The sequence below is a fragment of the Azobacteroides sp. (SeqCode) genome, from assembly GCF_055395615.1.
In genome coordinates, this window is sequence record NZ_AP014701.1 from 696,866 (window position 1) to 710,024 (window position 13,159).

A 13,159-nucleotide genomic window follows, 5' to 3' on the forward strand; every position below is an offset into this window, starting at 1 on the left:
TTATAACAAATAAAGATCCGGTAGCTCAGTTGGATAGAGCAACAGCCTTCTAAGCTGTTGGTCGTGGGTTCGAATCCCGCTCGGATCACTAAAATAACCCTAGTAAGGATTGTAAATAATTGAGAAAATACTTTACTGAAATCTAAAAACTATAGAGTTATAGAGTTATAGAGTTATAGAGTTATAGAGTTATAGAGTTATAGAGTAACTTTAATGATACAGTAATTTTATTTTCTAATTTCTTTTTAATGTCAGGTCAATAATAATTCGTCCACAGTGTTCACAGGGAATTATTTTCTTTCGCATCTTGATCTCCAACTGTCTTTGCGGTGGTATTTTGTTGAAACATCCTCCACAAGCACCACGCTGAATATTGACAACAGCTAATCCATTCTTTGCTCTTTTGCGAATACGTTTAAAAGATTCCAATATACGAACGTCAATAACCTTTTCTATTTTTTTTGCTTTTTCTATTAGCTGATCTTCTTGAATCTTTGTTTCGGAAATGATTTTGTCCAACTCTTCTTTTTTAGAATTCAAATCTATTTGTCGTTCTTTAAGAAATTGTTTTCCTTTTTGAATTTCTTCTTCAGTAAATTTTATTTTTTCTGTAAACTCTCGAATGTATTTTTCGGCTAATTGTATATCTAACTCTTGGCTTTCAATTTCTTTTGAAAGACTATCGTATTCACGATTGTTACGTACGCTGTTTATTTGTTGTGTATATTTTTCGACTAAAATGTTAGAATTAGTAATTTTAATTTTTTCTTGGCTAATTTTCTTTTCAAAATCAAATAAAGACTCTTGAAAATTCTTAATGCGAAGATGTAGTCCCGCCACTTCATCTTCTAAATCTTGTACTTCAAAAGGAAGTTCGCCCTGTAGTATTCTTATTTTATCTATTTCCGATAGTACTGATTGAAGATGATAAAGACTTATCAATTTATCTTCTATAAGTAATCTGTCATTATTCACTTCTTCCTTTTTTATTTTTTGAAGAGCCTTGGTTTTTTTTGTTAAACCTTTCGAATTTATGGTATGTCTGTTAGGAGTTTTTATTATAAAATGTTTCTTATCTGATTCTTTCATAATTATATGTAATTTACGGGGTTTGTATCTTCTTTTGAAAGATATATTGCAATATTAGATATTTTTTCTGATATCGTATCAAAGAGTATTTCCTTTGCACAATACTCTGATTCATAATGTCCTATAATTGCCAACAAAATTTTGTTTTCTACATTATAAAAATCATTATACTTAGCTTCTCCAGTTAAAAAAACATCAGCTTTATAAGACACAGCATTTTGTATTAAAAAAGCACCACTGCCTCCGCAAAGAGCGACCTTACGAACAGTTTTCCCTGTATAAGGAGAATGTATTAAATTTTTTAAATTAAAGATAATTTTCATTCTTTGTAAAAAAGATTTTTCATTTTCTTCAGTAATTAATTCACCGATCACACCTACTCCTGCTTCATCCCAATAATTAAGTAATGGATAGAATTCATAAACTGGCTCTTCGTATGGATGAGATGCTAATAAAGCATGAAATATTTCTTTTTTTTTGTATACAGGAAAAATAGTTTCTATTCGAATTTCTTTTTCTATATGAAATTCTCTACATTTTTCCTTTAAAAGGGGAGGTGAATTCTCTCCCTTTGAACGGAAAGTCCCTTCACCGGTAGAATTAAAACTACAAGAATCATAGTCACCAATATTTCCTGCTCCAGCATCAAATAAAGCATTTCGAACTATTTCTGCTTGTTTCAATGGAACAAAAGTGACTAATTTCAGTAACTCATTTTTTCTATATCTTAATATTTTAATATTTCGTAAGCCAATTTTTTCCCCTAAACGAAAATTGATTCCTCCTATAATATTGTCTAAATTCGTATGAGCAGAATAAATAGTTATATCATTCTTGCAGGCTTTTACTACACATCGTTCTATGTAAGTTTGTCCTATGATTTTTTTTAAAGGATTCAACAAAAGTGGATGGTGAGAAATAATCAAATTACAAGTCCGTTCAATGGCTTCATCTATCACATTTTCTGTCACATCCAAACATAAAAGAATACCTTTTACTTCTGAAGAAATATTACCGATCTGTACCCCAGAATTGTCGAAATCGTCCTGTAATGCTAATGGAACAAATGATTCAATGGATTTTACTATTTCATATACTTTCATGTCTTATATTATTGTAGTAATAATCACAATATTCTTTTAATCCACAATTATGGCAATGAGGATTTCGAGCAATACAAACATATCGTCCATGCGAAATAAGCCAATGGTGAGCTTTTATCCAAAATTTTCTTGGCATGTATTCAGTTAATACACGTTCAGTTTGTAATGGATTTTGAGTATTATTAACCAGTCCAATTCTATTGGAAACCCGAAATACATGAGTATCTACTGCTATTGCTGGAATACCAAAAGCAACAGAAATAATTACATTTGCGGTTTTTCTTCCTACACCTGGAAATTTTATAAGTTCTTTTATATTGGAAGGGACTTTTCCAGCATAGTTTGCAACTAACATTTTTGCCATTGTTATCAAATACTTTGATTTATTATTAGGATAAGAAATACTTTTGATATACTTGCATACTGCCTCTTTGTTGGAGGCAGCTAAAGCTTCTGGTGTAGGGAAAGCACTAAATAATTTTGGGGTAATTAAATTAACACGTTTATCTGTGCATTGTGCAGATAGTATTACAGCTATTAATAGTTGAAAAGGGTTTGTATAGTATAATTCTGTTTTAGCGTGCGGTATATTTTTTTTAAACCAATTAATTACTTTGTCATATCGTTCTTCTATTCTTATCATAATATATATTTAAGTGGCTGCCTCAAATTGTCTTAAAAATCTTATGTCGTTCTCTGAAAAAAAACGAATATCCTTTACTTGATATTTAAGATTGGCTATTCGTTCAATCCCCATTCCTAATGCATATCCAGAATAGATTCTACTGTCAATATTGCAATTATCCAAAACATTAGGATCTACCATTCCACAACCTAAAATTTCTACCCAGCCAGTGTATTTACAAAATGAGCAACCCTTTCCTCCGCATAAATTACAACTAATATCCATTTCTGCACTTGGTTCCGTAAAGGGAAAAAAAGAAGGACGCAAACGAATGTTTGTTTCCAAATTAAACATTTCTTTAGTGAAAAATATTAAAATCTGCTTTAAATCGGCAAAAGAGACATTTTTATTAATATAAAATGCTTCTACTTGGTGGAAAAAGCAATGGGAACGAGCAGATATAGCTTCATTACGGTAAACTCTTCCAGGACAAATGATGCGTATAGGTGGTTGTTTTTTTTCCATTGTTCGTATTTGAACTGACGAAGTATGAGTCCTCAACAAAATATTCTTATCATATTTAACAAAAAATGTATCGTGCATATCACGAGCAGGATGGTCAAAAGCGAAATTCAAAGCAGAAAAAACATGCCACTCATCCTCTATTTCAGGGCCTTCAACTATTGAGAACCCTAGTTTAGAAAAAATGGAGCAAATTTTCTTTTCTACGATAGAAATTGGATGACGAGTACCTATCCGATAAGGATAGGCTGTTCTTGTTAAATCATTTATACTTTCAGATAAATCTTGGGATTTAAATGATTCTTTTAGTTGGTTTATTCTACTTTGTGCTTTTATTTTTAGTAAATTCAGTTTTTGTCCAATTTCACGTTTCTGATCAATATTAACATTGCGAAAATCTCTCATTAGAGAGGCAATTTCTCCCTTTTTTCCAAAAAAACGAATACGTAAAATTTCTAACTCTTTATCATTATTAACTTTTAAGTTAGCAATTTCGTCCCAGAGAGCTTCGATTTTACCGATCATAATTATGTAGTAATATTGTGTATTTTAACATCTTTTACAGATATTGTTTTATTTAAAGCTTCAATATTATCGAGATTTTGAATTACTCGTTGTTTATCATTTTCTTTTACTTCAAAGAAGGATTTTTTTTTCATTAAATCTATTCTTCCAATATTAATTTTTCTTCCAGGTATATTGTCATTCAATAATCCAATTAATTTTTTTGGAATCAACCCATCTAGTTTTCCCAAGTTAATAAATAATCGAACATATTTTTTTTCAAGTGTTTTTTTGTTATTTCTTTTTTCAAAACCACAAATGGATCTATTTTCTGAATAGAACTTGTCTTTTCTATTTTTTTCTTGAGGAATTTCTATTTTATCTACATTTTGATAATAATCTATTAAATAATTAAACTCATTCGAAATGAGTCGTTTAATAACATCTTCTTTACTCAGCCAATTTAGTTTGCAATAAATAGAAGGAAGAATGTCTTCTATTTCTTTTTCATTTATTATAACTCTTTCCAATTTATCTATAAAATGTAAGAGTTGTTTTTTACAAATTTCCTTCCAAGAAGGAATAATTCCTTTTTCAAATGTTTTATTGATATTTTTTTCTATTGTTTTTATTTTATATTTTTCTTTCAAACTAATAATTACAACGGAAGTTCCCGTTTTCCCAGCTCTTCCAGTACGTCCACTTCGATGGATATAAGATTCCACACTGTCAGGTAACCCGTAATTGATAATATGACTTAAGTCATTTACGTCTAATCCACGTGCTGCCACGTCAGTTGCTACTAAAAGTTGAATATTCTGTAAACGAAACCTTTGCATTACACAATCTCGCTGTTCTTGTGATAAATCACCATACAAAGCATCGGCATTATAACCATCTTTTATTAAAGAGTCGGCTATTCCCTTCGTTTCATTTTTTGTACGACAAAATATAATGCCATAAATATTGGGATGATAATCTACTAATCTTCTCAATAATAAATATTTATCTGAAGTATTCACTACATAATATATATGTCGTATAGCTTTTCCAACTGAGTTCTTTTTTCCAACAATAATTTTATATGGATTACACATATATTTTTTTGTAATCTGATCAATTCCCAAAGGCATTGTTGCTGAAAAAAGAAGCATGTTTCTATTTTTTGGGATATGATACAATATCTTATCAATACTTTCAAAAAATCCCATACTCAACATTTCATCTGCCTCATCCAGTACAACATTTCTTATATGCTGTAAGCTTACTATCTTACGATTAATCAAATCTATTAACCGTCCTGGTGTTGCCACAATGATATGAACACCTCTTCGCAATGTTTTTATCTGTCCCACAATATTTGAACCACCATATATAGGCAATATTCTTAATTGTTTTAAATATTTAGAATAACTACAAATAGCACTAGCTATTTGTAAACACAATTCCCTTGTTGGACAAAGAATTATTGCTTGAGGTTGTTCTTGATGTATTTGGATTTGTTGAAGGATAGGAACCCCAAAAGCTGCTGTTTTACCTGTACCTGTTTCTGCTAATGCAATAATTTCATTACCATTACTCAGTAAATATGGTATTACTTCTTCTTGTATTGGCATAGGACTCTCGTACCCAATTTCTGTGATTGCCTTCAGTATATCAGGGGTGACACCCAATTCTTCAAAAGTTTTCAAAATATATAACTATAAAACTACAAAAAATAGAAAAACTACCCCCCCAATTTGCAAAAATACTAAATTCTTTAAGTCAAAAAACATAATACATAATTTTTTGTTACATTGTATTGTATAGTAAATAATTGGCGTTTTTTAGTTATAGTTTCATAAACTGTAAAATTAGCCCATTCACCAATTATTGGTTCAAAAGGATTGATATGAAATTGTGTTTTAAATTTTATTTCTTTTCGGTCTAAGAATTTATATAAAGTTTCTTTTGCTGACCAGTATAAAATTAAATGAATAATTGGATTTTTTTGAGAAAGGTTATTTTTTTCTTTGTTATTTACAAAATGAGTTTGTATTTTTTCTACACGATGTGATATAGATTCAATATCTATGGATACAGGTTTTTCCTTATTCATTATGACTGCTGCATATTTTTTTGTGTGACTAATACCTATATAAAATTGTTCATCGACGAAATAAGGTTTTCCTTTTTTTGTATAAATAATTTTTTTTTCTTCTCCCAATAATTCTTTCAATAGAACTCGAATAGCAAGCCATTCTCTTTTACGAACTTCTCCCATTTGTTCAATTTCTTGATAATACCAATTACAATGCTCTAATTCAGAAAAGAATTCATTAGATGTTCTATTTATAGAAATAATTCCAATTTGACACTTATTATCAACAGGGTATATACATATCATACAATTAGTCTTAGTCAGAATTTATAGAATGATAAATGATTAATAAATCCAAAGAATACAATATACTTATCATTTTAAAAAGATCGCTTCATTCAGATAATTATTTTATAATTTTGAAAAAGGGATAAAAAGTTGTAAATTTGGAATGTTCTGGAAAAAGTGATAAATTCATATTTTTAGGACATTAGAGTCTTGTTTTGATCTTTGAAATTTTTTCATAATTGTATGTAGTACAAGTTTCGAGATATTCCTTCTTTAAAGAAGTTAGGAAATATTATAGAAAGGATTTCGTTTAGAAATTATTCGTTAATAATAAGTTTAAGAATTAAAGATAAAGATTAACAAAGAAGAGTTTGATCCTGGCTCAGGATGAACGCTAGCGATAGGCTTAACACATGCAAGTCGAGGGGTAACAGGTCTTCGGATGCTGACGACCGGCGAACGGGTGAGTAACGCGTATGCAACTTACCCATAACTTGGGAATAGATCGAAGAAATTCGGAGTAATACTCAATAATACAAGGGTGCTGCATGGTATTCTTGTTAAAGATTTATCGGTTATGGATGGGCATGCGTTCTATTAGGTAGTTGGTGAGGTAACGGCTCACCAAGCCAACGATGGATAGGGGAACTGAGAGGTTGATCCCCCACACTGGTACTGAGACACGGACCAGACTCCTACGGGAGGCAGCAGTGAGGAATATTGGTCAATGGACGGAAGTCTGAACCAGCCAAATCGCGTGAAGGAAGAAGGTATTATGTATTGTAAACTTCTTTTTTAGGAGAGTAAAATGCACTACGTGTAGTGTATTGTAAGTATCCTACGAATAAGCATCGGCTAATTCCGTGCCAGCAGCCGCGGTAATACGGAAGATGCAAGCGTTATCCGGATTTATTGGGTTTAAAGGGTGCGTAGGTGGTTCGATAAGTCAGTGGTGAAATCTCCTTGCTCAACGAGGAAATTGCCATTGAAACTATCGGACTTGAGAATGGACGAGGTAGGCGGAATTTGTAGTGTAGCGGTGAAATGCATAGATATTACAAAGAACTCCAATAGTGTAGACTGCTTGCCAGACCATGTCTGACACTGAGGCACGAAAGTGTGGGTAGCAAACAGGATTAGATACCCTGGTAGTCCACACTGTAAACGATGAATACTAACCGTTTGCGATATACAGTAAGTGGTCAAGCGAAAGCGTTAAGTATTCCACCTGGGGAGTACGCCGGCAACGGTGAAACTCAAAGGAATTGACGGGGGCCCGCACAAGCGGAGGAACATGTGGTTTAATTCGATGATACGCGAGGAACCTTACCCGGGCTCGAACGGTGTTTGAATATATCTGAAAAGATGTAGCTAGTGATAGCAAATATCGAGGTGCTGCATGGTTGTCGTCAGCTCGTGCCGTGAGGTGTAGACTTAAGTGTCATAACGAGCGCAACCCTTACCAATAGTTACCATCAGGTAAAGCTGGGGACTTTATTGGAACTGCCACTGTAAGGTGTGAGGAAGGTGAGGATGACGTCAAATCAGCACGGCCCTTATGTCCGGGGCGACACACGTGTTACAATGGGAGGTACAAAGGGTCGCTACCTGGCAACAGGATGCTAATCTCAAAAACCTCTCTCAGTTCGGATTAGAGTCTGCAACTCGACTCTATGAAGCTGGATTCGCTAGTAATCGCACATCAGCCACGGTGCGGTGAATACGTTCCCGGGCCTTGTACACACCGCCCGTCAAGCCATGGAAGCTGGAAGTACCTGAAGTATGTAACTGAAAAGAGCGTCCTAGGGTAATGTCAGTGACTGGGGCTAAGTCGTAACAAGGTAGCCGTACCGGAAGGTGTGGCTGGAACACCTCCTTTCTGGAGCATATTATAAGCGAGTAAAACACTACAGAAGTTCATCTTTGTACTACGCAATTATGAAACTATTTTTTACGAAAAAAATAAATATCGACCAATAGGACAAATAAAAAACTCATAGACTATTCTATGAAGTCCTATAGCTCAGTCGGTTAGAGCACTTCTCTGATAAGGAAGGGGTCGGCAGTTCAAGTCTGCCTGGGACTACAAATATATAAAAAGGGGGAATTAGCTCAGTTGGCTAGAGCATCTGTTTTGCACGCAGAATGTCAAGGGTTCGAGTCCCTTATTCTCCACAGAGAGTTTTTAGTTTAGCTCTTGTGGGGACTAAACTAAAAATTCATTAAAGTGGCACGCGAGCTGGGTTCAGAACGTCGTGAGACAGTTCGGTCTCTATCTGTTGTGGGCGTAGGAAATTTGAGGAGAGCTGACACTAGTACGAGAGGACCGTGTTGGACAGACCGCTGGTGTACCAGTTGTTTCGCCAGAAGCATTGCTGGGTAGCTATGTCTGGGATAGGATAAGTGCTGAAAGCATCTAAGTACGAAGCCGTCTCCAAGATTAGATTTCCAATTAGGGTCGTTGAAGACTACGACGTAGATAGGCTGCAGGTGTAAAGGTGGTAACACCATAGCCGAGCAGTACTAATTACCCGAATGCTTATTGAAATTTATTTTCAATTATAAAAAACAATTGAGTTCTATTTTAATTCTTGCTTTATTATATGTTAAAATTATACAATTAATAGGTATTAGGTGGTTAAAACGTCGGGGTTCCACCTCTTCCCATTCCGAACAGAGAAGTTAAGCCCGATGGTGCTGATGGTACTGCGATTGCGGGAGAGTAAGTAGCCGCCATTTTTTCTAAATGTTTTTTAAGTACCATTAGTTATTAATTAAAATATCAAAATTCAGATAGGAAATTTTCATTTTGAATTTTACAAAATTCACAGTACATACTGATTTATTTAGTTAAAAATTTTCTTACGGCTTTATGACATAGTTATTAGTAATAATAGGAATTGAAATAGTAATTATATTCTATGTATCAGTTAAATTATTTAACTGCTTTTTAAATAAAAAATAAAAAAATAATCATTCTCTAAATTGTATATTGTATTCTGAAAAAGGATAGTTTTATTAGAAAGTAAATAATAAAACATTTTACCGTAGGTGAAATGTTTTATTATTTGCATATATCTAAATTTGATGTTAGATGTTTTGAAATTTTACTTTAAGAGTACTATTAAAGTATTTTAGCTTTTTTATGGAGAAATATTTTTTCGATATTGGGCGATTTTGTTGTTTTTTAGGCATTTTTTGTAAATGCATTTTTGGTACTAGATTCTTGTTTTATCGTTAAAATATGGATACAAATAGAATACGAATTGTATTTATAGGCACACCTAATTTTGCTGTTGCAAGTTTAAATGCTTTGATTAGAGGTGGATACAAAGTGGTTGGCGTAGTTACTATGCCAGATAGGGCTATGTGGAGACATCAAAGTGTACTACAGACTTCTCCTATCAAACAATATGCCTTATTTCACAAATTACCTGTACTTCAACCTGAAGAATTGAAAGATGCTGTTTTTTTAAAAAAATTAAAAGCATGGAATGCAGATTTACAGGTTGTAGTTGCGTTTCGTATTCTACCAGAAGTTGTTTGGAATATGCCTCATTTAGGGACATTTAATTTACATGCATCTTTATTACCTCAATATCGAGGTGCTGCGCCTATTAATTGGGCAATTATTAATGGAGAGAAAAAAACCGGTGTTACAACTTTTTTTCTTACTAATAAAATTGATGCGGGAAAAATTCTTGCTCAAGAGTGTATTCCTATTGAAAAGACAGATAATGCTGGAATTATTCATAATAAATTAATGATTCTTGGCGCAAAGCTCGTTGTAAAAACGGTAAATGATATTTTGAATAGTAAAGTGAAATTAATTTTACAAAATGAAGTGAATTTTGGTAAGCAAGAATTAAAATTAGCTCCTAAGATTTTAAAAAAAACTTGTAAAATTGATTGGAACAAAACAACTCGAGAAATACATAATCTTGTAAGGGGTCTATCTCCTTATCCGGGAGCATGGACAGAATTAACTTTTTCCAAAGGGAAAGTATTTTTTTTAAAAATATTTGAAACAGAGAAAGTCGATTGCTATAATTGTTCTTTACCTATTGGTAGTGTAATTTCAGATAAAAGAAAATATATAGATATACGTACTCAAGACGGTCTTATTAGATTAATAAGTATCCAATTAGCAGGAAAAAAACAAATGCTAACAACTAATTTTTTGAAAGGAAATGCACATTTGTTGTAAATTCATTCTCAATTACTTAGTTGTTTGTTAGAATAGAGCTCGAGAAATTGTATCAAATGAGTTTTAATTTACTTTGGTTCATCTAAATGCCTACCATTTACCAACATGTAGTTTTCCCCATTGTAAATTTTCTTCGTTTTGTGGCTTAATTTCTTTGAATTTATGTCCAACAGTGATGATGCATTCCACACAAAGATATAAAGGAATTTTCAGTAAATCTCTAACATATTGTTCAGAATCGTATCCATTTGCAGTTTTACGTTTTCTAATATGTACCCAGCAACTTCCTAACTTCAAATCTTCTACTTGAAGTTGAATATAAGTAGCAGCAATTGTAGCATCTTCAATGTGTGCTTCGCTTAGTGTAGGATCACTTAAAACTATAATCACTAAAGGACATTTTTCAATAAATGTAGCTCCAGACGGTTTGCAAGCTGCTAATTTCTTTAACATTTCTTTGTCTTCTACCAAGACAAATTGCCATGGTCGACTATTTTTTGACGTTGGTGACATTAAAGCAGCTTTCATAATTTGTCTAACTTCAGAGGATAATATTTTCTTCTCAGTATTGTACTCTCTTATACTTCTTCTTTTTGTGACTAATGTTGAAAATTGATTCATAATTATATAAATAAGTTACTAACTTAGTAGGTTCGATGTGTCTAAGGCAATCATAAGCTCTTCATCAGTAGGAATAACAACGATTTTAGCTTTAGAATCAACTGCATTAATTACAGTTTCTTTTCCTTGTATATAATTAGCTGTTTTGTCTATTTTTATTCCCATAAATTCTAATCCCTTACAAACTGTTTTGCGAATTTTAAAATGATTTTCTCCCACCCCCCCCGTGAATACTAAAATGTCTACCCCTCCTAATGCAACTATATAAGCACCGATATATTTCTTGATTTTATAAATGTAAATATTCAAAGCTAATATAGCTTTCTTGTTACCTTTTTCAATAGCACTATCTATTTCTCTCATATCAGAAGATATGCCAGAAATTCCCAAAATACCACTACACTTATTGACAATTGTAGATATAGCTGCTGCTCCTACATTCTCTTTTTCCATAATATAAGTAAGAACCCCTGCATCTATATCTCCACAACGAGTACCCATTAACAAACCTTCCACTGGTGTCATCCCCATAGAAGTGTCAAAAGATATACCTTCTTTTATTGCTGTAATAGAAATCCCATTTCCTATATGGCAAGTGATAATTCGTTGTTTTTCGTAAGGTATATGTAAAATTTCACAAGCTCTTTTTGATACATAACGATGGCTTGTACCATGGAATCCATAGCGACGGATAGCATATTTTTCGTATAAAGAATATGGTAGACCATACATATAAGCAAAATCAGGAATTGTTTGATGAAAAGCGGTGTCAAAGACACCTACCTGTGGAACGGAGGGCATCAATTCCTTCACAGCATAAATTCCATTCAAATTAGGAGGGTTGTGTAGAGGAGCCAAATCAATACATTCCGTAATTTTTTTTATAACTTCGTCGTTTATTAAAGCACTAGAATTAAATTTTTCACCTCCATGCACTATACGATGTCCCACTGCATCTATTTCAGAAAGTGATTGGATACATCCGTACTTTTTACTTCTAATAACTCCTAAAATATATTCAATCCCTGTACGGTGTTCCAATATTTCTCCTTCGAGAACGATTTTTTCTCCATTAGGTAATGTCAATTTTAGGAAAGAACCAGTTAACCCAATTTTTTCAACACCTCCCTGTGCTAAAATTGATTTAGATTCTATGTCTAATAATTTGTATTTAATAGATGAGCTTCCACAGTTTAATACCAATATTTTCATCTTCTCAAATCAAATTTTTTTTTACAAATATAGAAAATTTTTGACTATGCCTTGTATCTCAATTGCCTCATACAAAAAAGCATATTAATTTTATTTAACTCTGCATCAGTGAAAGAGAAAAAAATTTCTTGTAGGGTTTGGAGCGGAAGCGACGAGATTCGAACTCGTGGTACAGTTGCCTGTACGACAGTTTAGCAAACTGTTGGTTTCAGCCACTCACCCACACTTCCATATTTTCAGAGAAAAATACAGATTATAAATGTAAAGCTATAGGCTGTAAATGTAAAGGAATCTATCTAATCTACCAAAAATTAGTATTTATAATAAATATTTTTTTCTTTCTGTAAATCCTTATAATTTTTACTTATATAGGTATGGGGTATATATGCCTCTAAAATCTTTCAAGTACAGATTTTATTTTCATTAACTTGTCCTAATAGTTTAGTTTAACAAAACTGTTTAATGTTGCTTGTATCTGTTTTATTAAAATTTTTAATTAAAAAATGACATGTATTATCTTTAAAAAATATTAAGTGCTGAGTGAGTACCGAGAATTAAATTTCTTAGAATTGAATCTGTAAATTTTTGAATTTTCTTACATTTTTTTATCTGATACTTTAAGATATTTTTATGTGATAGTTGTAATTTAGAATGATATGATATAATCGTGAGATTTCCTTCGAAGAATTTCTAAACATATTCTATTATCTTAAAAGATATAAAATTTGAAAAGGAAAGATTTGAAAACTAAATATTAAAGAAAAACTTAACTCTATTAATTTTTTCTTTAATTGTTCAAATTGGTGGAGTATGTTAAACTATAGACAGTTATTTGTTACAACTAACTGTTTTATCTGCATAATAGTCCATTTTTGTAAGCTAGAATTTTGATTATTATTCATTTTATA

The 13,159-nt window shown here is 32.2% G+C and carries 9 protein-coding genes, 4 tRNA genes, 2 rRNA genes and 1 other annotated feature; of the genes, 6 read left to right on the forward strand and 9 right to left on the reverse strand.

All coding sequences use genetic code 11. The features are described from left to right. The first annotated feature begins 14 nt into the window (after positions 1–14). A tRNA-Arg gene (locus ACZ5QM_RS02860) sits at positions 15–88 on the forward strand. A 146-nt stretch (positions 89–234) separates the two neighbouring features. On the opposite strand, the gene ACZ5QM_RS02865 is transcribed toward ACZ5QM_RS02860, so the two are convergent. The 6 genes from ACZ5QM_RS02865 to ACZ5QM_RS02890 all read right to left on the reverse strand — a co-directional run bounded on the left by ACZ5QM_RS02865 (position 235) and on the right by ACZ5QM_RS02890 (position 6,229). After that, the gene (locus ACZ5QM_RS02865) at positions 235–1,089 is read right to left on the reverse strand and encodes a zinc ribbon domain-containing protein (RefSeq protein ID WP_464182515.1); all 855 of its coding nucleotides are present in this window, start codon (positions 1,087–1,089) and stop codon (positions 235–237) included. 2 nt (positions 1,090–1,091) lie between these two features. Beyond that, positions 1,092–2,192: a Nif3-like dinuclear metal center hexameric protein gene (locus tag ACZ5QM_RS02870; RefSeq protein WP_464182518.1), complete on the reverse strand. Its 1,101-nt coding sequence runs from the start codon at positions 2,190–2,192 to the stop codon at positions 1,092–1,094. Then, a complete protein-coding gene (gene nth, locus ACZ5QM_RS02875) occupies positions 2,179–2,832 on the reverse strand; it encodes an endonuclease III (RefSeq protein WP_464183329.1) in 654 nt (217 codons plus the stop codon). Before nth ends, ACZ5QM_RS02870 begins: the two co-directional genes overlap by 14 nt. Before the next feature lie 12 nt (positions 2,833–2,844). Beyond that, positions 2,845–3,864 (reverse strand): phenylalanine--tRNA ligase subunit alpha, encoded by a 1,020-nt coding sequence (pheS, locus tag ACZ5QM_RS02880; protein ID WP_464182521.1) that lies wholly within the window; start codon positions 3,862–3,864, stop codon positions 2,845–2,847. Positions 3,865–3,866: 2 nt separating this feature from the next. Further along, a complete protein-coding gene (locus ACZ5QM_RS02885; protein ID WP_464182523.1) occupies positions 3,867–5,534 on the reverse strand; it encodes a DEAD/DEAH box helicase in 1,668 nt (555 codons plus the stop codon). Between the two features lie 68 nt (positions 5,535–5,602). Next, complete coding sequence (locus ACZ5QM_RS02890) at positions 5,603–6,229, reverse strand: 4'-phosphopantetheinyl transferase family protein (RefSeq protein ID WP_464182525.1); 627 nt, start codon at positions 6,227–6,229, stop codon at positions 5,603–5,605. Positions 6,230–6,570: 341 nt separating this feature from the next. Between ACZ5QM_RS02890 and ACZ5QM_RS02895 the strand changes: the two genes are divergently transcribed. The 5 genes from ACZ5QM_RS02895 to fmt all read left to right on the forward strand — a co-directional run bounded on the left by ACZ5QM_RS02895 (position 6,571) and on the right by fmt (position 10,418). After that, positions 6,571–8,090: ribosomal RNA gene (locus ACZ5QM_RS02895) — 16S ribosomal RNA — on the forward strand. A gap of 133 nt (positions 8,091–8,223) precedes the next feature. Then, positions 8,224–8,297 (forward strand) — tRNA-Ile (locus ACZ5QM_RS02900). A 15-nt stretch (positions 8,298–8,312) separates the two neighbouring features. Next, positions 8,313–8,386, forward strand: a tRNA-Ala gene (locus tag ACZ5QM_RS02905). 111 nt (positions 8,387–8,497) lie between these two features. Beyond that, positions 8,498–8,746, forward strand: a sequence feature (23S ribosomal RNA rRNA prediction is too short). Between the two features lie 95 nt (positions 8,747–8,841). Further along, a 5S ribosomal RNA gene (gene rrf, locus ACZ5QM_RS02910) occupies positions 8,842–8,950 on the forward strand. A gap of 505 nt (positions 8,951–9,455) precedes the next feature. Further along, entirely contained in the window at positions 9,456–10,418 is a 963-nt protein-coding gene (gene fmt / locus ACZ5QM_RS02915; RefSeq protein ID WP_464182526.1) for a methionyl-tRNA formyltransferase, read from the forward strand. Positions 10,419–10,508: 90 nt separating this feature from the next. On the opposite strand, the gene ACZ5QM_RS02920 is transcribed toward fmt, so the two are convergent. The 3 genes from ACZ5QM_RS02920 to ACZ5QM_RS02930 all read right to left on the reverse strand — a co-directional run bounded on the left by ACZ5QM_RS02920 (position 10,509) and on the right by ACZ5QM_RS02930 (position 12,481). Then, positions 10,509–11,039 carry a nitroreductase family protein gene (locus ACZ5QM_RS02920; protein ID WP_464182528.1) on the reverse strand — a complete coding sequence of 177 codons (531 nt, stop codon included), beginning with the start codon at positions 11,037–11,039 and terminating at the stop codon, positions 10,509–10,511. Between the two features lie 18 nt (positions 11,040–11,057). Then, complete coding sequence (locus tag ACZ5QM_RS02925) at positions 11,058–12,251, reverse strand: acetate kinase (protein ID WP_464182530.1); 1,194 nt, start codon at positions 12,249–12,251, stop codon at positions 11,058–11,060. Positions 12,252–12,394: 143 nt separating this feature from the next. After that, positions 12,395–12,481: transfer RNA gene (locus tag ACZ5QM_RS02930), tRNA-Ser, on the reverse strand. Positions 12,482–13,159: the final 678 nt, after the last annotated feature.